22 protein-coding genes are annotated in these 21,794 nt (G+C 67.9%); 7 read left to right on the plus strand and 15 right to left on the minus strand.

What is annotated here, in order from left to right; all coding sequences use genetic code 11:
- Positions 1-4: 4 nt before the first annotated feature.
- From argC to HBF32_RS07345, 6 genes are all read right to left on the minus strand, one after another.
- A complete protein-coding gene (gene argC / locus HBF32_RS07320; protein ID WP_166699024.1) occupies positions 5-952 on the minus strand; it encodes an N-acetyl-gamma-glutamyl-phosphate reductase in 948 nt (315 codons plus the stop codon).
- A 6-nt stretch (positions 953-958) separates the two neighbouring features.
- Positions 959-2,275 carry an acetylglutamate kinase gene (locus tag HBF32_RS07325; RefSeq protein ID WP_166699025.1) on the minus strand — a complete coding sequence of 439 codons (1,317 nt, stop codon included), beginning with the start codon at positions 2,273-2,275 and terminating at the stop codon, positions 959-961.
- Positions 2,265-3,362: an acetylornithine deacetylase gene (locus HBF32_RS07330; RefSeq protein ID WP_166699026.1), complete on the minus strand. Its 1,098-nt coding sequence runs from the start codon at positions 3,360-3,362 to the stop codon at positions 2,265-2,267. The genes HBF32_RS07325 and HBF32_RS07330 overlap by 11 nt, the downstream gene beginning before the upstream one ends.
- An 8-nt stretch (positions 3,363-3,370) precedes the next feature.
- On the minus strand, positions 3,371-4,576 hold the full coding sequence (locus HBF32_RS07335) for an argininosuccinate synthase (protein ID WP_166699027.1): 1,206 nt from the start codon (positions 4,574-4,576) through the stop codon (positions 3,371-3,373).
- Between the two features lie 43 nt (positions 4,577-4,619).
- Complete coding sequence (locus HBF32_RS07340; RefSeq protein WP_166699028.1) at positions 4,620-5,627, minus strand: N-acetylornithine carbamoyltransferase; 1,008 nt, start codon at positions 5,625-5,627, stop codon at positions 4,620-4,622.
- Between the two features lie 396 nt (positions 5,628-6,023).
- On the minus strand, positions 6,024-6,560 hold the full coding sequence (locus tag HBF32_RS07345; RefSeq protein ID WP_166699029.1) for a glycine zipper 2TM domain-containing protein: 537 nt from the start codon (positions 6,558-6,560) through the stop codon (positions 6,024-6,026).
- A gap of 216 nt (positions 6,561-6,776) precedes the next feature.
- Here HBF32_RS07345 and cysS point away from each other — a divergent pair, with 216 nt between their 5' ends.
- Together cysS and HBF32_RS07355 are read left to right on the plus strand one after the other, a co-directional pair.
- Entirely contained in the window at positions 6,777-8,156 is a 1,380-nt protein-coding gene (gene cysS, locus HBF32_RS07350; protein WP_166699030.1) for a cysteine--tRNA ligase, read from the plus strand.
- The gene (locus tag HBF32_RS07355) at positions 8,153-8,590 is read left to right on the plus strand and encodes a SufE family protein (RefSeq protein WP_166699031.1); all 438 of its coding nucleotides are present in this window, start codon (positions 8,153-8,155) and stop codon (positions 8,588-8,590) included. The genes cysS and HBF32_RS07355 overlap by 4 nt, the downstream gene beginning before the upstream one ends.
- A gap of 155 nt (positions 8,591-8,745) precedes the next feature.
- Here the strand turns inward: HBF32_RS07355 and dksA are convergent, their stop codons facing one another.
- A complete protein-coding gene (gene dksA, locus HBF32_RS19700) occupies positions 8,746-9,834 on the minus strand; it encodes an RNA polymerase-binding protein DksA (protein ID WP_425482187.1) in 1,089 nt (362 codons plus the stop codon).
- Positions 9,835-10,003: 169 nt separating this feature from the next.
- Between dksA and yidD the strand changes: the two genes are divergently transcribed.
- Genes yidD through HBF32_RS07375 form a run of 3 tightly spaced genes read left to right on the plus strand, consistent with a single transcriptional unit; the run spans position 10,004 to position 12,349 of the window.
- A complete protein-coding gene (gene yidD, locus HBF32_RS19275) occupies positions 10,004-10,210 on the plus strand; it encodes a membrane protein insertion efficiency factor YidD (protein WP_240147931.1) in 207 nt (68 codons plus the stop codon).
- On the plus strand, positions 10,203-11,543 hold the full coding sequence (locus HBF32_RS07370; RefSeq protein ID WP_166699033.1) for a dihydroorotase: 1,341 nt from the start codon (positions 10,203-10,205) through the stop codon (positions 11,541-11,543). Before yidD ends, HBF32_RS07370 begins: the two co-directional genes overlap by 8 nt.
- Positions 11,540-12,349 (plus strand): M23 family metallopeptidase, encoded by an 810-nt coding sequence (locus HBF32_RS07375; protein ID WP_166699034.1) that lies wholly within the window; start codon positions 11,540-11,542, stop codon positions 12,347-12,349. Before HBF32_RS07370 ends, HBF32_RS07375 begins: the two co-directional genes overlap by 4 nt.
- 84 nt (positions 12,350-12,433) lie before the next feature.
- Here the strand turns inward: HBF32_RS07375 and folE2 are convergent, their stop codons facing one another.
- The 7 genes from folE2 to efp all read right to left on the minus strand — a co-directional run bounded on the left by folE2 (position 12,434) and on the right by efp (position 17,981).
- The gene (folE2, locus tag HBF32_RS07380; protein WP_166699035.1) at positions 12,434-13,357 is read right to left on the minus strand and encodes a GTP cyclohydrolase FolE2; all 924 of its coding nucleotides are present in this window, start codon (positions 13,355-13,357) and stop codon (positions 12,434-12,436) included.
- Positions 13,358-13,466: 109 nt separating this feature from the next.
- Positions 13,467-14,303: a squalene/phytoene synthase family protein gene (locus HBF32_RS07385; protein ID WP_166699036.1), complete on the minus strand. Its 837-nt coding sequence runs from the start codon at positions 14,301-14,303 to the stop codon at positions 13,467-13,469.
- Positions 14,300-14,980: a phosphoglycolate phosphatase gene (gph, locus tag HBF32_RS07390; RefSeq protein WP_166699037.1), complete on the minus strand. Its 681-nt coding sequence runs from the start codon at positions 14,978-14,980 to the stop codon at positions 14,300-14,302. The genes HBF32_RS07385 and gph overlap by 4 nt, the downstream gene beginning before the upstream one ends.
- Positions 14,977-15,684, minus strand: a complete 708-nt coding sequence (ubiG, locus tag HBF32_RS07395) for a bifunctional 2-polyprenyl-6-hydroxyphenol methylase/3-demethylubiquinol 3-O-methyltransferase UbiG (protein WP_166699038.1) — start codon at positions 15,682-15,684, stop codon at positions 14,977-14,979. The genes gph and ubiG overlap by 4 nt, the downstream gene beginning before the upstream one ends.
- Before the next feature lie 4 nt (positions 15,685-15,688).
- Entirely contained in the window at positions 15,689-15,973 is a 285-nt protein-coding gene (locus tag HBF32_RS07400) for a YciI family protein (protein WP_166699039.1), read from the minus strand.
- On the minus strand, positions 15,970-17,307 hold the full coding sequence (locus HBF32_RS07405; RefSeq protein WP_166699040.1) for a TRZ/ATZ family hydrolase: 1,338 nt from the start codon (positions 17,305-17,307) through the stop codon (positions 15,970-15,972). Before HBF32_RS07405 ends, HBF32_RS07400 begins: the two co-directional genes overlap by 4 nt.
- Positions 17,308-17,402: 95 nt before the next feature.
- Complete coding sequence (gene efp / locus HBF32_RS07410) at positions 17,403-17,981, minus strand: elongation factor P (protein ID WP_166699041.1); 579 nt, start codon at positions 17,979-17,981, stop codon at positions 17,403-17,405.
- 65 nt (positions 17,982-18,046) lie between these two features.
- On the opposite strand from efp, the gene epmB reads away from it, so the two are divergent.
- Both epmB and HBF32_RS07420 read left to right on the plus strand, forming a co-directional pair.
- Positions 18,047-19,072, plus strand: coding sequence for an EF-P beta-lysylation protein EpmB (epmB, locus tag HBF32_RS07415; RefSeq protein ID WP_166699042.1), 1,026 nt, complete (start codon positions 18,047-18,049; stop codon positions 19,070-19,072).
- Positions 19,073-19,172: 100 nt separating this feature from the next.
- The gene (locus HBF32_RS07420) at positions 19,173-21,236 is read left to right on the plus strand and encodes an EAL domain-containing response regulator (protein ID WP_166699043.1); all 2,064 of its coding nucleotides are present in this window, start codon (positions 19,173-19,175) and stop codon (positions 21,234-21,236) included.
- Between the two features lie 161 nt (positions 21,237-21,397).
- Here the strand turns inward: HBF32_RS07420 and rplS are convergent, their stop codons facing one another.
- Positions 21,398-21,793 carry a 50S ribosomal protein L19 gene (gene rplS / locus HBF32_RS07425; RefSeq protein ID WP_166699044.1) on the minus strand — a complete coding sequence of 132 codons (396 nt, stop codon included), beginning with the start codon at positions 21,791-21,793 and terminating at the stop codon, positions 21,398-21,400.
- Position 21,794 lies beyond the last annotated feature (1 nt).

A 21,794-nucleotide genomic window follows, 5' to 3' on the forward strand; every position in this document is an offset into this window, starting at 1 on the left:
CCGCTCAGAGCGGAATGGCGGTGAGCTCGTCGAAGCCGAGCGCACGGTTGACGTTCTGCATGGCCTGGGTGGCCGCGCCCTTGAGCAGGTTGTCGAGCGTGGCGACCACGACGACGCGACGGCCGTCGGCCGACATCGCGAAACCGCCCACGTCGAGGTGGTGGCGGTTCGCCACATGGCTCACCCACGGCGCCTCGTCGACGACATGGATCAGAGCTTCCTTCTCGAAGCGTGCCTCGAAGCGGCGCACGATGTCCTCGCGCTTCGCCGGCTTCGCCAGGTAGAGGTTGGTAGTGACGGTGAGGCCACGGAAATGCGGCGCCACGTGCGGCATGAATTCCACCGGCAGGCCAAGGTGGCGGCTGGCTTCCTTCTCGTGCATGTGACCCGTGAGCGAGTACGGCATGAGGTTGTCGCGCAGCTTGTCCGGATCGTTGCGATCCGAGGGCGTCGTGCCCGCGCCGGAATAGCCGGAAACGCCGAACGACACCGGCGGCGCGGCAAGCAGGTCCTTCACCGGTGCGATCGACACCTGCACCGCCGTGGCGTAGCACCCGGGGTTGCTGATCCGCTTCTCGCCGCGCCAGCGGTCCCGGTACAGTTCCGGCAGGCCGTAGTACCAGCGCTCGTCGAAGCGGTAATCGGCCGAGAGGTCCACGATCACGGTCTTCCCGCCGGCCTTGTCGATCGCTTCGACATAGGGCGCGGCCTTGCCGTTGGGCAGCGCGAGAACGACCGCGTCCACGCCGGCCGCGGCGACCGCGGCCGGGTCCAGGTTGCCGTACCTGAGTTCGCCACGGTACGCCTCGCTATGGTCGGCGAGACGCTGCCCGTCGAGTTCCCGCGACGAGACGAAAGCCAGTTCGAGGCCGGGATGCGCCGCGACGAGCCTGATCAGTTCGGCGCCGGTGTGGCCGCGCGCGCCGACGATGCCGATGGTCTTGGTGTCCATGTCGCGTCAGTCCTGCAAGGTGGGTTCGCGCGCGGCGCAATGCGTCACGCAACGCTCGATGTCGGCGAAGTTGTCCAACCCGTACCAGAAGACCTGCCAGCGGGACTGCTTCAGACAGCCGTCCGACTCCGCATGGTAGAAGGCGTTGATCGTGTTGCCGTGGCGCGAGCGCCAGAACAGCTTCGGGTTCTCGTCGCGCATCACCTGCCACACGGCCCGGCCCAGCCCCTCGCCCTGCGCGTCGTCGAGCACCGCGAACTTGTCCAGGTAGGCGAAGCCTTCCTCACGGGTGATCACCATCGCCGCGCGATAGTTTTCGGAGACGTAGAGACGGTAGAGGTCCGTGCGCTCGAAATACCCGTCCACGAGGGTCCGGCCGAAGCTGGACTCGATGAGCTGGCGCATGCGCGCAAGGTCGACGGTATCCCACGAATCGAACCGCAGCACGCGCTCGCCGCGGCGCACGAGCGTGCCCGAGCCCTTGTGCGTGAAGAGTTCCTTCGCCAGCTCCGCCGGGCGCGTGATCGACACCGAGGACGTCAGCGGCAGGTCGTCGAGGAGATCCTTGATCTGCTCGATCTTCAGGCGCATGCCCGAATGCAACCATGGCTGCTGCAGGAGCTGCTCGTACTCGGTGGACAGGTTGATCGAATCGATCACGTTGCCGTCGCCGTCGAGCAGGCCGCCGGTGCCGGTGAGGAACACGATCTTGTACGGCTGCAGCACGCGCACGAGTTCGTTCGCCGCGAAGTCGGCGTTGATATTGAGGATCTGCCCGGCGTCCGTCTCGCCGAGGCTGGCGATGACCGGGATCGAGCCGGCGCGTAGGCTGGCTTCGATCGGTGCGAGGTTGATGTCGCGCACGCGTCCCACCAGGCCCAGCGTGCCCTGGTCGAGGAAATCGGCCGCGAAGACGCCCGAAGGCACGGACGTGGCGCGCGTGCCCACTTCCTGCAAGGCCTCGACGAGGCGCAGGTTCTGCGCCTGGAACACGCGGCGGACGACGGCCAGCGCCGCCGGCGAGGTCACACGCAGGCCGTTCACCGTCTTCTTCTCGATGCCGGCGGCAGCCAGCTCCTCGTCGAGCTGCGGACCCGCGCCGTGCAGCACGATCGGCGTGAGGCCCACCTGTTGCAGGAACGACAGCGAGGAGGTGAGGTCCGGCAGCTCGTCGCGCAGCACCGCGCCGCCGACCTTCACCACGGCGAAGCGAGCGGCATCCAGTTGCGAGAAACGCTTGAGGTACTGCTGGATCTCGCGCGCGCTGCCCATGGCCGACAGGAGACGGACGATGGTCTTCCTCGTGTGCTTGTTAGATTCCATGGTCGACGATCCGATGGATGGTCCGGGCGTAGTGCGCCAGTTGATCGAGGGCGACCCACTCGTCGGCGCTGTGCGCCTGCGCGATGTCGCCGGGGCCATAGACGAAGGAGGTGTAGCCCGCCATCGAGAACAACGCGGCCTCCGTCCAGAAATCCACCGCGTTGCCGACCGGGATGCCGAGTTCGTCGGCGAGGTCGCGTGCGGCGAGGCGGCGCGTCTCCGCGGTGGCGGTGTCTCCCGCCGGCAACGAATCGCCGCGGAAGGTTTCGCCGTATTCGATCGGATGCGGTTCCACGAGCGTGCGGAACGCCTCCAGGAGGCCGTCCGCGTTCATCGACGGCAGCGGACGGAAGCCGAAGCGGACATCGGCCGTCGGCGCGATCACGTTGGCCTTGATGCCGCCCTCGACCTTGCCGATGTTGAAGCGCAGGCCGGTGAGACCGCCGAAACGCTCGTGCGACTGGGCCTGCACGTGGTCGAGCGCCGCGGCGCCCCAACGGATCGCCTGGTGCAACGCGCTGTCGGACGGCTTCTGCTCGCCGGAGGCGTGCCCCGCCTTGCCCTGGAAACGCATCTGCACCGAGTGGATGCCGCGATGCGCCAGCACCGCCTCGCCGCGGGTGGGCTCGGCGACGATGATCGCCGCATAATCGCGGGGCGTCTTGAGGAACCCGTCGATGCAACGGGCGTCGTTCGCCTCCTCGTCGGTGGACAGCAGCAGGGCCATGTCGCCCTGCGTGGCATTCGCCACCGCGACCAGCGCCGCGGCCGCCCCCTTGATGTCGCAGGAGCCAAGGCCGACGGCGCGGTCCCCGGACACGCGCAGTTCGAACGGACTGGCCGTCCAGTGCGGCGAATCCGGCACCGTGTCGAGGTGCACGTTGAACAGATATTTCGGCTTGCCACGCACCGCATAGAGATTGACGGCGCCGGCGCCGAAATCGGTCACCTCCACGTCGAATCCGGGAAGGTTCGCGCGCAGGTAATCGAAGATGCCGCCGGTGCCGATGGTTCGGGGCGGGTTGCGCGTGTCGAAACCGACGAGCGCGCGCAGATGGGTAAGCGTATCCGTGAGCAGGGAGTCCATGGGTCCGATCACTTCCCGTTGGCGCGGTCGACTTCGGCCCAGAGCGTGGAGCTCATGCCGTAGAGCTTGATGAAGCCCTCCGCCTCGGCCACGCCCCAGTCGGCGGCCTGGGCGTACGTCGCCTTCGCCGACTGCAGGATGTTCTTCGACTCCACCTTCACCGCGTACACGGTGCCGCCGCGCGTCTCGATGACGACCTTGCCGTCCACCTTGCGCTGCGTGGAGACGAGGAAGGCTTCGAGATCGGCCTTGATCGGATCGTTGAAGAAGCCTTCATAGGCCACCTCGGTCCACTTGCGGCCGACCTCCGGCTTGAAGCGGTTCTGTTGTTTCGAGAGCACGGTTTCCTCGAGGGCACGGTGCGCGGTAAGCAGCGCGGTGAGCGCTGGCGCCTCGAACACGATGCGTCCCTTCAGGCCGATGTTGGTATCGCCCGTATACATGCTGCGGCCGACGCCATACTTCGCAAGCTCGCGATTCAGGAAGCCGAGGATCTCCGGGCCCGAGGCCGCCTTGCCGTTCAGCGACACCGCCGTGCCCTTCTCGAAGCCGAGTTCGATACGCAGCGGCTCGGACGGCCATTCGGAACGCGGCGCGCACCAGGCGACGGCGCCTTCTTCCGGAATCTCCCACGCATCGATCTCGCCGCCGGAGATGGTGACGCCGAGGACGTTCTCGTTGATCGTGTAATGCTTCGTCTTGGCGCGGACCTCGAAGCCCTTCTCCTCGAGGTACTTCTGCTCGTACGCGCGCACCTGGGTGTGCTCGCGCTGGATCTCGCGGATCGGCGCCACGATGGTGTAGTCGCCCAGCGCCTTCACGGTGAGGTCGAAGCGCACCTGGTCGTTGCCCATGCCGGTACAGCCGTGCGCGAAGAATCGGGTGCCGAGTTCGTCGCAGCGCTCGAGCGAGGCCTTCACGATGAGGTAGCGATCGGACACCAGCAGCGGGTACTGGCCCTGGTAAAACTCGCCGGCCCAGATCAGCGGCGTGACGAAGCTGTCCCAGATGGCCTGCGCCGCGTCGACGGTGCGATGCGAGGCCGCGCCCAGTTCGTTGGCGCGCTGCTCGATGTAGTCGCGCTCCTCCGCCGAGACGCCGCCGGTGTCGACGAAGACCGTGTGCACGGCGTAGCCGCGCTCGATCAGGTAGGGGACGCAGAAGCTGGTGTCGAGGCCGCCGGAAAAGGCGAGGACGATATCGTTGCTGGACATGCGGGCTCCGGGGGAGACGTTGGACCGAAAGGAATGGGACGGATCAGGAATGCGAAACAAGCGAGGCCATGACCGCCTTCTGCACGTGCAGGCGGTTCTCGGCTTCGTCGATGGCGATGCAGGCCGGCGAGTCCATCACCGCGTCGGTCGCCTTGATGTTCCTGCGCAGCGGCAGGCAGTGGCTGAAGAGCCCGTTGTTGGTCAGCGCCATCTTGGCCTCGTCGACGATGAAGTGCCGGTTGGCGTCGCGGATCGCCTTCTCCTCGTCCCAGCGGCCGAAGTAAGGGATGGCGCCCCAGCTCTTCGCGTAGATGACGTCCGCGCCGCGGTAGGCCGACTCGATGTCGTGCGACACCTGCAGCGAGCCGCCGTTCTCGCGGGCGTTGGCCTCGGCGAATGCCATGTAGCGCTCGTCGAGCACGTATTCCGGCGTCGGGCACAGCAGGGTCACGTCCATGCCCATCTTCGTCGCGATCAGCAGCGCCGAATTTGCGACGGCGGTATTCAGCGGCTTCGGGTGGTAGGTCCAGGTGAGGACGTACTTGCGGTTCTGCAGATCGCCCAGGTGCTCCTTCAACGCCAGCGCGTGGGCCAGTTCCTGGCAGGGATGGGTGATGGTTTCCAGGTTGATCACCGGCACGGTGGCGTACTGCGCAAAGGCGGCCAGCACCTTGTCCTGCCGATCCACCGACCAGTCGACGAATTTGGGGAAGGCGCGCACGCCGATGAGATCCACGTAGCGGGAGAGCACCCGCGCCACCTCGGCGATGTGCTCCTCGGTGTCCCCGTCCATCACGGCACCCACCTCGAACTCGATGGGCCACGCGTCCTTGCCGGGCGAAAGCACCACCGCGTGGCCGCCGAGCTGGAAGGCACCCAGTTCGAAGCTGGTGCGCGTGCGCATGGACGAGTTGAAGAACAGCAGCGCGATCGACTTGCCGGCCAGCTGCCGTCCTTGCCGCGACCGTTTGAACTCGGCGGCCTGTTCGAGCAGCGCGTCGATTTCGGCGCGGCTGTAGTCCTGGGTGGAAAGGAAATGGCGAACGGTCATGGCAATCCGGATCGGTCGGTGGCCCGGGGGCCGTGGATGAGAGGGGATGCGGAAACGAAAAAACCCGGCACAAGGCCGGGTTTTTTCGTCGGTACGTATGAAACGCGCGCGACAGCCTACCCGGCACAGGGTCCGATGTACGGTCGACGAGCACGCGAGGTCATCCCTGCGGCCATACGGGCGCTGGTGAGGACGATCGCGGTGTAGACGGCGTGAGACACGGAGGGACCTGGGAAAGGTGGAACGGCGATCATGCCGTGGTTTGCTGCGATGCGCAACAGGGGAAAGCCGCGAAACCTTGTAGGAGCCGCTATAGCGGCGAGAGCAACCTTGCGGCGCCGTGGCCAGGTTCCCTCGCCGCTATAGCGGCTCCTACAGAGTCGGTCGGCCGCCGGGTCAGTCGGCGGGAGAGACGCTGACCCGTACCCGCAGGCGCTCGCCCGGGTCGTAGTTGAGGCGGGAGACGTAGACTTCGCCGCGATAGCGGTATTCCACGTCGTAGCCCGCGATGCGGCGCTGCTCGGATACCGTGCTCACGTCGCGGCAGCGGGTTTCCGTGCTCTCGTAGGTACGGTCGCCGCGACGGGAAATGCTGTTGCCTACGGCACCGCCCGCGACCGCGCCGGCCACCGTGGCCGCCTTGCGGCCATCGCCCTTGCCCACGGTGTTGCCCAGGACGCCGCCGACCACGGCACCGAGGATGGTGCCCGCGGTGCTGCTGCCGCCGGATTCCTGGCGGACCACCGGCTGGTCGTAGCATTCCTGGCGGGGGGTTTCCACACGAGCCACCCCGTACACCGGATCGACGCGCAGCACATCCGCCCACCCGTAATGGGTGTTGTCGTCGGGACCGGGGCCGTAACGGCCGTCCTGCGCTTGGGCGCCGGTGGCGAAAACCGCGAGGATGAGCGCGGGGATGAGCAGGCGAGACATGTAGGAAAACCTCCAGTCAGGCGCACGAGCGCGCCCACTGGCATGCATTTCATCAAGTTCACGCTGAATCCACGCTTAGAGCCCGCCGGCGTAAAATCGCGACCGTTGTCAACCAAATCGGTCACCGCGCGTAGGGCTCCGCCGTCGGCCCCCGGGCCTTGCCTGGAGCCTCCCTTGCTACTATGTCGGATTGGCCGAACCGCCCACGGATGTCCGATGCCGATCTCGCTCTACAACACCATGTCGCGCCGCACGGAGGCGTTCACCCCCCTCGATCCCGAGCGGGTGACGATGTACCTGTGCGGGCCCACGGTCTACAACTACATCCATATCGGCAACGCCCGCCCGGCGGTGGTCTTCGACGTGCTGGCCCGCCTGCTCCGCCGGCATTACCCGAAGCTGGTCTTCGCCCGCAATATCACGGACGTGGACGACAAGATCAACGCGGCCGCGGCCGCGGCGGGGCTGCCCATCGCCCAGATCACCGAGCGCTACGCCGAGGCCTATCGCGAGGACATCGCCCGGCTCGGCGTCGCCCCGCCGGACATCGAACCGCATGCCACGGCGCACATCCCGCAGATCGTCGCGATGATCGAACGGCTCATCGCCGGCGGGTACGCCTACGAGGCGCAGGGCCACGTCCTGTTCCATGTGGAGTCCTTCCCCGAGTACGGCACCCTCTCCGGGCGCGATCCGGACGAACTCCTGGCCGGGGCTCGCGTCGAGGTGGCGCCATACAAGAAGAGCCCGGGCGATTTCGTCCTGTGGAAACCCTCGGACGCGACCCAGCCCGGCTGGGACAGCCCCTGGGGCCGTGGCCGACCCGGCTGGCACATCGAGTGCTCGGCCATGAGCGAGGCCCATCTCGGGGAGACGATCGACATCCACGCCGGCGGCGTGGACCTCACCTTCCCGCACCACGAGAACGAGATCGCCCAGAGCGTCTGCGCCCACGGGGGCAAGGTGTTCGCACGTTACTGGCTGCACAACGGCATGCTCACGTTCGATGGGCGGAAGATGTCGAAGTCGCTCGGCAATGTGCTCCAGCTGCACGAACTGTTGCGCAAGCACCCCGCCGAGGCCCTGCGCCTGATGCTCCTGCGCGGCCACTACCGCCAGCCGCTGGACTGGTCCGACGCCGCCATGACGCAGGCCGTGCGCACGCTGGACGGCTGGTACGGCGTCCTGCGCGACATGGCGGACGTGGACGCGGGCGAGCCTGTGATACCGGAGGCCGTGGAAGCCGCCCTGTTCGACGATCTCAACACGCCGCAGGCGCTGGCCGAACTGTCTCACCTGGCCGACGCCGCGCGCCGCTCCACGGGCGACGCACGCGGCCCCGCCAAGGCCGCCCTGCTTGGCGGCGGCGCGCTGCTCGGCCTGCTCCAGCAGGATCCCGAAGCCTGGTTCCGCCAGGGCAACGCCGGGGAGACGATCGATGCCGACGCCATCGAGGCCCTGCTGGAAGAGCGCAGGGCGGCACGCGCGGCGAAGGACTTCGCCCGGTCCGACGCCATTCGCGACCAGCTCAAGGAACTCGGCATCGCCATCGAGGACAGCGCCCAGGGCACACGCTGGAGCGTGGTGAAGGCATGAGCACACCGATCGAAAGCAGCGCCGTGGAAGCCCAGGCCGCCATCGCGGAGGAATTCGCGTTCTTCGGCGACTGGACCGAGCGCTACCAGTACCTGATCGATCTCGGCCGCCAGTTGCCGGCCTTCCCGGACGAGCGCAAGACCGAGGAAAACCGCGTGCACGGTTGCCAGTCGATGGTGTGGCTGATTCCGTCCGGCGACGCCTCGCGCATGCATTTCGACGCGGCCAGCGACTCGGCCATCGTGTCGGGACTGATCGCGCTGGTGCTGCGGGTGTATTCGGACCGCTCCGCTCGCGAGATCGTGGAGACGGAGCCTGCGTTCATCCAGGAGATCGGGCTGGCCAAGCATCTTTCGCCGACCCGTTCCAACGGTCTGGCGGCGATGCTGGCCAGGCTGAAGGCCTATGCGGCGGAAGCCCTGGCCGCGAAGTAACCCCGCTTTGTGTGGGAGCCGCTTCGGCGGCGATGAGTGCTCGCGGCACACTGGCCCGCTACCGCGGGATCGCCGGCATAGCCGGGCCCCACAGGGGGCCGATCAAGCCCGGCAATTCAAAAAAAGCCCCGCGATGCGATGCGGGGCTTCTCGGCTCAGTCGCCCATCTGCTTCTGCAGGTGTTCGCGACGCTCCTGGGCATCCAGGGACAGCGTGGCGATCGGGCGGGCGTCGAGACGATCCACGCCGATTTCCTCGTCGGTTTCTTCACAGTAACCGTAACGGCCTTCTTCGATGCGGCGCAGGGCCTTGTCGATCTTGGAGATCAGCTTGCGGTAGCGGTCGCGGGTGCGCAGTTCGAGCGAATTCTCGGTCTCGCGCGTGGCGCGCTCGGCCTCGTCGCCCACGTCGCGGACTTCCTCGCGGAGGTTGTCCATCGTCTGGCGGGATTCCTCGACCAGCTGCTCGCGCCATTCCTTCAGCTTGTTGCGGAAATAGGCGAGCTGACGGGGATTCATGTACTCCTCGTCGTCGTTCGGCCGATAGCCCTTGGGGAGGTCGATGATGGTGGAAGCGGGCAGCGCGTAGCGGCCGTCTTCGCGCGTGATGCCGTTATCGGCGGTGTGAGTGGCAGTGCTGTTCATGCTGGCTTGCGCGGACTTCTCGTTTCTGGATGAGGTGGTGCCTGCCACCGCGGACGCCGTCCGGGGCGGTGTGGCGGCAACGGCCGACGCCGTGCGGCCCTTGGTGGACGCGACGGGGGATGCGGCTGTTGCGGTCTTCTTGGCCACCGGCGCGGACGCCGGGGCGGGTGCGGCCTTTACCGGCGCCGCGGATGCCTTCTTGGCGGGAGCGGGCGCCGCCTTCTTCGCGGCGGGAGCGGGTTTCGCGGCCGCCTTCGGCGTGGCCTTGGACGCGCTCTTCGCGACGGGGCTGGAGGCGGCCTTGCCCGCAGGCGCCTTCGCGGCCTTCGCAGGTGCCTTCTTGGCCGGAGCGGCCTTCACGGGCGCCTTGGCGGCCGGTTTCGCGGCGGCCTTCTTCGCGGGCGCCGGGGCGGCTTTCTTCGGAGCGGCCTTGGCAGCCGTCTTCGTCGGCGACTTCGCCGCTGCGCGCGCCGGGGTCTTGGCCGGCGCCTTTGTCGCCTTCACTCCGGCCGCTACCGTCCTGGCCTTCTTCACGTCGCCGGCTCCGCCCTTCTTGGCGGCTCCCTTGGCGGTTGCGGAACTACGAGCGTTTTTCGCCATTTCCTTCACCTCGGTGGCCGTGGCGGCGGGGTGTTATAGCCCAGATGCGTTACCCCAGCAACCCGTCTTCTGGGATACTGTCGGCTGGCCTACGCCGGTCGATACCCGACACACAGTGACCCGCCTCCTCCTATTCCTGCTATCTCTCTACAAACGGTGGCTCAGCCCGATGCTTGGGGCGCGCTGCCGGTTCCACCCATCCTGTTCCGATTATGCACGGGTTGCCATAGCGCGCTTCGGTCCCTTGCGTGGCAGCGTACTCGGCACGTGGCGCATCCTGCGCTGCCAGCCGCTGTGCGAAGGTGGCCTCGACCCCGTTCCGGAACATTTCGTCCTGCGCCGCTGCGGCGCCCAAGGAGCACATACCCATGACTGACGCCTGGCTCATCAAGAACGCCGAACTGGTCAACGAAGGACGGCGTTTCACCGCCGACGTCCGCCTGCGCGACGGAAAAATCGAAACGATCTCGCAGAACCTGGAAAAACTTCGTGACGAAGAGGTTATCGACGCCACCGGGCTCTGGCTGCTGCCGGGCATGATCGACGACCAGGTGCACTTCCGCGAGCCCGGCCTCACCCAGAAGGCCGACATCGCCCACGAATCGCGGGCCTGCGCCGCGGGCGGCATCACCAGTTACATGGAAATGCCCAACACGAGGCCGCCCGCGCTGGACCGCGACTCGCTGGAAGCCAAGTACGCGCGCGCCGCCGAAACCTCGGTGGTGAACTATGCGTTCTACCTCGGCGCCAGCAATGACAACCTCGAGGCGATCCGCGCGCTCGATCCGAAGAGCGCGCCCGGCATCAAGGTGTTCATGGGCGCGTCCACGGGCAACATGCTGGTGGACGACCCGGAAACGCTCGACCACATCTTCCGCGACGCGCCCACGCCGATCATCACGCATTGCGAGGACACGCCGATGATCGACGCGAACCTCGCGAAGGCGCACGAAAAGTACGGCGAAGACATTCCCGCCTGGGAACATCCGCACATCCGCTCGCGCGAGGCCTGCATCAAGTCGACGCGCCTCGCGATATCGCTGGCGAGGAAGCACAACACCCGCCTCCACGTCCTGCACATCTCCACCGCCGACGAACTCGCCCTGTTCGAGCCGGGCCCGATCGAGGGCAAGCGGATCACCGCCGAAACCTGCGTGCATTTCCTCCACTTCGGCGGCAAGGCCGATTACGACGAGAAGGGCTTCCTCATCAAGTGCAATCCGGCGATCAAGGAAGAATCCGACCGCGAGGCGATCACGAAGGCGCTCGCCGAAGGCCGTCTCGACGTCCTCGCCACGGATCACGCGCCGCACCTGCTCGAAGAGAAGGCGCAGAAGTACGACAAGGCGCCTTCCGGCCTGCCGCTGGTGCAGTTCGCCCTGCAGGCGGCGCTGGAGCGCGTGTTCGAGGGCAAGCTCACGCTCGAGCGCGTGGTCGAGGCCGTCTGTCACGCCCCCGCCAAGCTCTTCGACGTGGACAAGCGCGGCTTCCTCCGCGAGGGCTACGCCGCCGACCTCGTGCTGGTCGATCCGAAGCGCAAGCACACCGTCACCCGCGAGGAAGTGCTGTCGAAGTGCGGCTGGTCGCCGTTCGAGGGCACCACGTTCGGCAGCAGCATCGCCTCGACCTTCGTCAACGGGCGGCGCGTGTTCGACGGCGCGAAGGTGGACGAATCCATTCGCGGCCAGCGGCTGACCTTCGACCGATGAGAACATTGGCATGCGCGCTCCTGGGCGCGCTCCTGGGCGGCGCGACGGTGACGGCGACGGGCGCGACCGCCGCCCTCCCCGCCAGCGTGCAGCAAGGGGCGCTGGTCATCGGCCACGCAGCACCCGGAACGCGCGTGACCGTGGCGGGAAAGCCCGTGCACGTCGGCGACGACGGCCTTTTTGTCTTCGGTGTGGGCCGCGACGAGGCGGGGCCTGTCGCTGTCACGCTGGGCAGGGATCGGCGCGACGTGGCGGTCACGCCGCGCGACTGGCCGATCGAACGTGTCGAGGGCGTACCGCCGAAGACGGTGAATCCGCCAGCGGCCATCGCGGCACGCATCGCCCGTGAACAGGCGGAGGTGGTTGCCGCCCGCACGCGCGACGATTCGCGGGAGGATTTCGCGAAGGGCTTCGCCTGGCCGGTGACGGGACGCATCAGCGGCCGCTTCGGAAACCAGCGCATTTACGACGGCGATCCGAAGGCACCGCACTCGGGCATGGATATCGCGGTGCCCGAGGGCACACCGGTGAAGGCGCCGGCCGATGGCGTGATCACCTTCGCGAAGCCCGACCTTTACCTCACGGGCGGCACGCTGCTGCTCGACCACGGGTTCGGCCTGTCGTCCAACTTCCTCCATCTGTCGCGCATCGACGTGAAGGTGGGGCAGCACGTACGGCAGGGCCAGGTCATCGGCGCGGCGGGCAGGACCGGCCGCGCGACCGGGCCCCATCTGCATTGGGGCTTCAACTGGTTCGGGGTGCGGCTCGATCCGCTGCTGCTGCCCGGTATCGCCCAGCCCCTGTAGGAGCCGCTATAGCGGCGAGGAAAACTTGCCATACCGCTGCAAGAATGCTCTCGCCGCTATAGCGACTCCTACAAGGAGATGTGCTCAGCGGACCTTCGAGGCGAAGGCCACCGCGTCGTGCGGGTGCAGGCTTTCGTGGTGCGACACGCGAAGGTGGAAGTCGGCGATGCTGGCATCGTTCGACAGCGCCGCCTGAATGCGCCGCGCCGCGTCCTCGCAGAACATGAGGTTCTGGCCGTTGGCCAGGGCGAAGGCCTGTTCGTCGGCGCGCTTCACCGCCGTCTGCACGGACGTGCCCAGCGCGGCTTCCACGTTGTCGATCATGCCGATCAGCGGGAACACGCCGTCGCCCGCCGGGCGCACGCGGATCGTGGCGGTGCTGCGCTGCGCGTGCGGTGTCGCGACGATGCCCTGTTCCGTACCCAGCCACGCGAGGATCGTCTCGCGGTCCAGCGGCTGGTCGGCGCCGAAGGTCTTCGCGAAGTTGTCCTGGATGAGCTGGCGCGACAGCGCCGCGGAGGCGGGGCATGTCGACGAATACACGACGTCCGTCGTGATCTCGATGCGGAACGTGCCGCCGGTCAGCGTGGCGTCGATCGTGATCGGATAGGCGCGCCAGCCGCTGTTGTCGCTGCGCAGCGATCGGCGCCGCACCAGGTGCTCGAAGCCCACCGTCAGGCGTGCGTGGTCCGACAGCCCCTCGTGCGAGGCCAGGAACGATTCCAGGAGGGCGCGGATGCCCGATACGGTGAGCGGGCCGGCCGACAATGCCTCGGATACCAGGAGGTACAGCCGCGACATATGGATGCCGCGCGCCTCGGGCTTCGTCAGGTTCACGAAGGCACCGACGCGGGCCCCGGTGGAACGGACGTCGCCATCGCCGGCATCGAACGCCACCGGCATTTCCATGCCGTCCATGCCCACCCAGTCCAGGGTTCCGATGGCCAGTGCGTGCTCCTGGGAAGCGACGTCGGGCAGCAGGCGGGTGGGAGAATCGTGGATGTACATCGGGGAATATCCTTGGGACGTGCCGGTATCCGGCTTACCGTGACTCACATGGGGTCCCGGGGTATAGGCTCAATGTTAGTGCCGGGAAACGGTCCGTTCGGCCAAACAATCAGCCAAATCGTCCGGCATGGCGCGCGGAGAGCCAGGCGCGGACCGCGGTAGCCGGCCCCGTGCGCGACTGGCGGCGGTGCAGCTCGGCGAAGGGCTCCCCCGCCCTCGCCGCCCCGACGGCCGTGGAAAGCGCCGTACGGCCTTCCAGGCCACGGAAGGTGCTGAGCGGCTCGCCTCGTGCCAGCGCCTCGCGCAGCCCCCCGGCGAGATCGCGGAGCTGCTCGCGCACGGCCTCCCGGCGTGCCGGGGAATCGCCCTTCAGCTGGCCGCGCGACAGGCCGTGGCGCGCCAGCCGCGCCATCGGCAGCGGCAGGCGCTCGCTTTCCGCATCCAGCTCCAGCCGCGAGAGCGCGAACACCAGGTGCGACAGGGTCGCGATGCGCGCCGCGGACTCCGTGGGCGCCGCCGCCCCGAACCACCAGGCGTTCTCCAGCCCCGCCAGCGCGCCATGAAGACCGCGCGAGGCGGCCACCTGGGCCGAAAAGTCCGATGCCGTGCCCTGCTCCAGCTGGGCCATGGCCGCGAGGACCGGAGCGAGCCAGAGGTTCGCGGGAACGGCGCGCGCGCGTTCGCCGGCGAACAGGGCCTGCGTCAACGGATGGCGGCCGCCGCTGGCGGCCGCGCCGGACAGCTCCTCGGCCCACCATTGCAGCTTGGCGGCGGCAACCTGCGGCTCGCGGATGCCGTAGGCCGATGCCACCAGCTCCTGCTCGAGCGCGGCCAGCGCCACGCGCTCGTCGCGTACGCGCTCGTCGACGAAGCCCAGGGCGATCCGCTGCTGCGGCTGCACCGCCAGCCACTTGTCCACGAAACTCCGGGTGGCGCCGTCGCTCACGCCGCGACCTCGCCCACGCCCAGCAAGGTGGCGAGTTCGTCCGCGCTGTCGAGCACGACGTCGGCGCCCCAGGTATCCGGATCGCCGCCGTCGAGGTAACCCCAGCGCACCGCCACGGTGAACATGCCCGCGGCGTTGCCGGCGAGGATGTCGCGGCGGTCGTCGCCGACGAAGACCGAACGCGCGGGATCGCAACCCGCGAGCGTGGCGGCGTGAAGCACGGGCGCGGGGTCGGGTTTCTTCACCGCCAGCGTATCGCCGGAGACCACCGCCGCGGGCTTCCAGTGCGGCACGGCCATCGGCAGCAGCGCGTCGGTAAGGAAACCGGGCTTGTTGGTCACGATGCCCCAGCGGATGCCGGCGGCGTCGAGTCCCCCGAGCATGGCTTCGACGCCGTCGAACGGCACGGTGTGGCGAGCCATGCCCGCCTCGTAGATCGCCAGGTAGCGCGGCACGAGCCGCAGCACCGCCTCCGGATCGGCGTTTGGAAAACCGGCGCCGATGATGGCGCGCGAGCCGCGCGAGACGACCGGCCGCACCTGCTCGTAGGGCGGCGGCTCGAGGCCGTGCTCGGCGCACAGCACGCGCAGGCCCGCGTAGAGGTCGGGCGCGCTGTCGAGCAGCGTGCCGTCGAGGTCGAAGAACGCCCCTTCCGGCTTGAACGGCAGCGCGCTCACGCGACCTTCCTCGCCGAGAGGACGTAGTTCACCGAGGTGTTCGTCGAGAGGCTGGCGTTGCGCGTGAGCGGGTTGTACGAGAGGCCCTGCAGGTCTTCCAGTTCCAGCCCGAAACGGCGCAGCATCGCCGCGACTTCGGACGGCTTGAGGAACTGCGCGTAGTGGTGAGTGCCGCGCGGCAGCAGGCGCATGAGGTACTCCGCCCCGACGATGGCCGCGCCGAACGCGGCCGGCGTGCGGTTGAGGGTGGAGAGGAACAGCTGACCGCCCGGCTTGAGCATGGCCGACAGGTCGCGCACCAGCGCCAGCGGATCGGGCACGTGCTCGATCATCTCCATGCAGCACACGGCGTCGAACGACGCCGGCTCGGCTTCCGCCAGTTCCGTGGAGGACTGCACGCGGTAATCGACGTGGAGGTTCGATTCGAACAGGTGCAGTGTCGCGATCTGGATCAGCTTCTCGCCAAGGTCGATGGCGGTGACGTTCGCACCCGCGCGCGCCAGCGCCTCGCTGAGCAGGCCGCCGCCGCAGCCCACGTCCACCACCTTCGCGCCGCGAAGGTTCGTGCGGCCGGCGATATAGGCGGCGCGCACGGGGTTGAGGTCGTGGAGGGGACGCGATTCGCCGTCGGGATCCCACCAGCGCGCGGCGAGCTTCTCGAAACGCGCGATCTCTTCCGCGCTGACGTTGGCCTGGTTCTGCATGGCTCTACTCCCCCGCGCGCGGACGATGCGCGCGCCACTCGTGGACGGTGAGCGTCGACGACCCGGTGATGTGCAGCGGATCGTTGTGCGCGATCTTCGTGGCGGTCTCGATATCCGTCGTGCGCAGGATGTAGGCACCGCCGCTGCCGTCGGTGAAAGGGCCGGTGAGTTCGAGCAGCCCCTGCTCGATCAGGTCCTGGAGGAACGCCTGGTGCGCGACGCCGGCTTCCGGCTGGAAATCCGGCGTGCGCATGGCAAGCACCAGGTAGAAAGGCAAGGAATCGTTCATGCTGCATCCTCCGCGGCGATACGTTCGCGCCATGCGCGCGCCTTGGCGCGGATGGCGGCGGTGTCGATGTCGACGAGTTCGCCGGCGGCGAGCTTGCGCCGCCCGTCGATCCATACGTCGCTGACCTGGTGCCGGCCCGCGGCGTACACGAGCTGCGACGCCACATGGTAAAGCGGTTGGGTTTCCAGTGCGTCGAGACGCACGGCGGCGAGGTCGGCGCGCTTGCCCGGCTCGATCGAGCCGATGCGTTCGCCCAGACCGATGGCCCTGGCGCCGTTGAGGGTGGCTGCGCGCAGGGCGTAGGCGGCGTCGAAGGCGGCGGCGTCGCCCGCCACGGCCTTCGCCAGCAGCGCGGCGGTACGCATTTCCCCGAACATGTCGAGGTCGTTGTTCGAGGCGCAGCCGTCGGTGGCGATGCACACGTTCACGCCGGCGGCGCGCAGCTTCTCCACCGGGCAGAAGCCCGAGGCCAGCTTGAGGTTCGATTCCGGGCAGTGCACCACCGAGACGCCGGCCTTCGCGCACGCGGCAATCTCCGCATCGGTGAGCTGGGTCATATGCACGGCCACAAGACGATCGTTGACGATGCCGAGCTTCTGCAGGCGCTGGAACGGACGGATGCCATCCTTCGCCACAGCCTCGTCCACTTCGTGCGCGGTCTCGTGCGTGTGCAGGTGCACGGGAATGTCGAGCTGGTCCGCGAGCACGCGGATGCGCTCGAAGTTCTCGTCCGAGACGGTGTACGGCGCGTGCGGCACGAACGCGGTGCTGAGCAGCGGCTCGCCGCGCAGGCTGTCGTGCACTTCCAACGCGCGGCTGAAGTATTCGTCCGCGGTCTTCGCCCAGGCGGTGGGGAAATCGATCACCGGCAGGCCGATCACCGCGCGGAAGCCCATCGCGCGATACGTCGCGGCGATCACGTCGGGGAAGAAGTAGTTCTCGTTGGCGCACGTGGTGCCGCCGCGGATCATCTCCGCCACGGCCAGTTCCACGCCGTCGCGAATGAAGTCCGGTCCCATCACCCGGGCTTCGGCCGGCCAGATGTGGTCCTTCAGCCAGGTCATGAGCGGCAGGTCGTCGGCCAGGCCGCGCAGCAGCGTCATGGGGTTGTGCGTATGCGCGTTGACCAGTCCGGGGATCAGCGCATGCTCGTCGAGCACCACGCGCTCGCGCGGCGCGTACGCGGCACGCGCCTCGGCGATGGGCAACAGGGCGACGACGGCCCCCTCGTGCACCGCGACCGCATGGTCTTCGAGGACCACGGCGTGGGGTTCGACGGGGACGACCCAGCGGGCCTCCACGAGGAGATCGATTTCGGTGGGGCTGGCACTCATCCGGGGCCTCTCGGTGGGGAAGTCGGGAGCCTCAATGCGAAAGCGGCACGGCCCCAGGGGGTGCCGTGCCGCGAGCGAGGAGCAAACTGCAGGCCTTACTTGACGCGGCTGTCGTACTCGCCGGTGCGGGTATCGACCTTGATCACTTCGTCCTGGTTGACGAAGAGCGGCACGCGGACGACCGCGCCCGTCTCCAGCGTGGCCGGCTTGCCGCCGCCACCCGAGGTGTCGCCGCGGACGCCCGGATCGGTCTCGACGATCTTCAGCTCGACGAACTTCGGCGGGGTCACGGCGATGATGTTGCCGTTGAACAGCGTGACCACGCACTCTTCCTCGCCCTTCAGCCACTTCCAGGCGTCGCCCATGGCGGCGAGGCTGGCGCGGTACTGCTCGAAGGTCTCGGAATGCATGAATATCCACTCGCGGTCGTCGCCGGTGCCCTCGACGTACGAGAACTGGGCGTCGGTGTCGACGGCGTCGGCTTCCTCGAAGGAATCGCTCGACTTCAGCGTCTGCTCCGTCGTGCGGCCGTCCTTCAGGTTGCGGATGCGGATGCGGGTGAACGCCTGGCCCTTGCCCGGCTTGATGAAGTCGGCCTCGGTGATGATCCACGGATCGCCGTTGTGAAGGATCTTCTTGCCCGTTTTGACGTCATTGAGGCCAAGGGTCGCCATGCGAATCTGCTCCAGAGCTAAAATAGAGGTTGTCACGGGCCTCCGGGCCCGATCCAAGGTCCGCAATGATAACCGCAAGCCCCTCTTCCCGCCTATCGCCGCCCCTCAGGGACTGGCGCGAACTCTGGCGGGAATCCATCACCGACGCCGCCGAACTCCTTGAAGCCGCCGGCCTGGGCGGTCGCACCGACCTCCTGCCGCCCGACGACGCGGGCTTCCCGCTGAGGGTGCCGCGCGGCTTCGTGGCCCGGATGCGCCAGGGCGACCCGGCCGATCCGCTGCTGCTGCAGGTGCTGCCGCGCGCGGTGGAGCACGAGGCCGCGGAAGGGTACGCGGTCGACGCCGTGGGGGACATGGCCGCCCGGGCCGGACATGGCGTGCTGCACAAGTACGATGGCCGGGCCCTGCTCATCGCGAGCGGCAGCTGCGCCGTGAACTGCCGCTACTGCTTCCGCCGGCACTTCCCCTACGCCGAGGACATCGCCGCGGCGGCACAATGGCGGGAGGCATTGGCCCACGTCCGGGCCGATACATCCATCCGCGAACTGATCCTGTCCGGGGGCGACCCGCTCTCGTTGGCGACGCACAAGCTCGAGGAGCTGACCCGCGGGTTGGCCGACCTGCCGCATGTGATCCGGTTGCGGATCCACACGCGCCTGCCGGTGGTGTTGCCCGAGCGCATCGACGAGGCCTTCACGGGCTGGCTCGCCGGCCTGCCGCTGCAGAAAGTGGTGGTGCTGCACGCCAACCACGCCAACGAATTCGACGCCGGCGTGGACGCGGCCTGTGCCCGCCTCCGCGGCGCGGGGGCCACGCTGCTCAACCAGGCGGTGCTCCTGCGCGGCGTGAACGACGACGTGGCCGCGCTGGCCGCACTGGGCGAGCGCGCCTTCGCCGCAGGCGTCCTGCCCTACTACCTGCACCAGCTCGACAAGGTCCAGGGGGCCGCCCACTTCGAGGTGGACGACGACCGCGCCCTCTGGCTCATGGAGGCTTTACGGGCCCGCCTGCCGGGATATCTCGTGCCTCGCCTCGTGCGCGAACTGCAGGGCGATCCCGCGAAGCGACCTATTGCCGATTTCGCGCGTTAGTATGGGTGGTATCCGGTCAGCATGACCTGTCCGGAGCACGCTATGGGGGAGCGGGCCGGTCATTCGGTTCGCGGGATAGGCAAGCGGCAACCGGAACGGCATGAAACTCGACAACGTCATCAGGATCCTCTTCATCGAAAGCTCGGTGGAAGACGCCGAACTCTTGATCAATGTCTTGCGCAACGGCGGCATCGCGGTGCGCCCCGCGCGGGCCACCAATCCCGACGAGATCAAGGCCTGTCTCGACGAGATCGTTCCCGACCTGGTCCTGATGAACCCCGCCGTCCCCGGCATCGACCCCGTGGCGGTGATGCGCCAGCTCGACGCCAGCGGGCGCGACCTCGCGCTCATCGCCGTGGTCGAGAGCCTGCACGACGACGCCACCGCCGACCTGATCACCAGCGGCTTGCGCGGCGTGGCGCTCAGGAAGCGCCCGGACCAGGTGCTGGCCGTGGTCCAGCGCGAGTTCGAGTCGCTCTCGACGCGACGCGCCGTCCGCCGGCTCGAAACCGCCCTGCGCGAAACCGAACGTCGCTGCGATGCCCTGCTCGACTCCTCGCGCGACGCCATCGCCTACGTGCACGAGGGCATGCACGTGCGCGTGAACCAGGCCTACCTGGAGGCTTTCGGTTTCGCCGAATTCGACGACATCATCGGCCTGCCGATCCTCGACCTCATCGCCGGTACCCACGCCGACGACTTCAAGAACACCCTGCGCGGCCTGTCCAAGAGCGACAAGGTGCCGCCCGCGATGGAACTGCTGGCCCGCCGCGACGACGGCAGCACCTTCAAGGCGATGGTCGACTTTGCCCACGCCACCTTCGAAGGCGAATCCTGCCTGCAGATCGTGTTCCGCCAGCAGACCGTGGACGCGGCCCTGGTGGCCCAGCTGCAGCGCGATCCGGTCACCGGCCTGTTCAACCGCGCACGCACCCTCGAGTGCATCGACGAGGCCGTGGCCGCGGCGGCGGCGGGCCGCGCGGGCCAAGCGGTGATCCTGCTCGAGCCGGACAACTGGAAGGACATCGTCGCCGGTACCGGTATCGGCAACGCCGACCACCTGCTTGCCGCACTGGCCGCGAAGGTCGGCGAATCCATCGACGAGGACGATATCGCCGGCGTGCTCGGCGATCACACGCTCGGCCTTGTCCTTTCCGCCCGGGGCGACCTCGAACATGCGGCGCTCACCGAACGCCTGCGCACCACCATCGCCGAAACCATCTTCGACGCGGGCTCGCGCTCGCTGACGGTCACCGTCACCATCGGCGGCACCCTGCTGGCCGAGAAGAACGCCAACACCGAAACCGTGCTCGACCAGGCCAGCGCCGCGCTGCGGGCCGCGCAGAACCAGGGCGGAAACCGCGTGGAGCTGCACGATCCCAGTGCGCGAGAGAAGGCGGACGCCGAACGCGAGCAGTACTGGCTGGACCTCGTCCGCGAGGCGCTGGCCCAGGACGGCCTGCGCCTGTACCACCAGCAGATCATCAGCCTGCAGGATGCCGCCGGCGAGTACTACGAGATCCTGGTGCGCATGCGCGGACCCAAGGGCGACGTGCTGCCGTCGTACTTCTTCCCGGTGGCCGAGCGCAACGGCCTGCTCCCCGCCATCGACCGCTGGGTGCTCGGCCACGCCATCGACGCCCTCGCCCACCGCGAGAACGACGGCCTGACCACCACGTACTTCGTGAAGATGACCCTGCAATCGCTGGAGGATCCCGAACTCCTGCCCTGGCTGGTCCGCCGCCTGCAGACGGCGAACCTCCGCCGCAGCAAGCTGGTCATCGAGATGCCGGAATCGAAGGTGCTGACCAGCCTGCGGCCCACCCAGGAGTTCGTCGCGGGCTGGCGCAAGGCCGGTGGCGGCTTCGCCATCGAGCAGTTCGGCTCGGGCCTCAATTCCTTCCAGCTGCTCACCCACGTCGAGGCCGATTTCCTGAAGATCGACCGCAGCTTCATGACCGACCTGCCGCAGCACCCGGAGAACCAGAAGAAGATCGCCGAGATCTGCAAGGAAGGCCACGCCTCGGGCAAGCAGACGGTGGCCGAATGGGTCGAGGACGCGGTGAGCACCTCGCTGCTGTTCGCCTGCGGTGTCGACTTCATCCAGGGCAACTTCCTCCAGGAGCCGGCGAAGGTGCTGGCCGAGGAATACATGCCGGTCTGAACGACCTGTGGGAGCCGCTATAGCGGCGAGAAGCCAACGGAGCGATGAAGCGGTGAGGCATGTTCCCCTCGCCGCTATAGCGGCTCCTACAGGGCCGCCACAGTTCCAACAAAAAAGCCCGCGATCGCTCGCGGGCTTTTCGTTCGCCTTGCGGCAGCCGATTACTCGGCCGCGGCAGCAGCCTTCTTCGCGGCCTTGGCGGCAGCGGCGGCGGCGACGTCTTCCTTGATGCGGGCGGCCTTGCCTTCCAGGCCACGCAGGTAGTACAGCTTCGCGCCACGGACCTTGCCCTTGCGCTTCACTTCCACCGAGTCGATCGCGCGGCTGTGCGACTGGAACACGCGCTCCACGCCGGTGCCGTGCGAGATCTTGCGCACGGTGAAGGCCGAGTGCAGGCCACGGCTGCGCTTGGCGATGACGATGCCCTCGAACGCCTGGACGCGCTCGCGGTTACCTTCCTTCACCTTCACGTTCACGACGACGGTATCGCCAGGACCGAAATCCGGCAGCTGGCGGGTGATCTGCTCGGCTTCGAACTGTTGGAGGAGTTTGTTCATG

Origin of the sequence: Luteibacter yeojuensis, from assembly GCF_011742875.1 — a bacterium.
GTDB lineage: Bacteria > Pseudomonadota > Gammaproteobacteria > Xanthomonadales > Rhodanobacteraceae > Luteibacter > Luteibacter yeojuensis.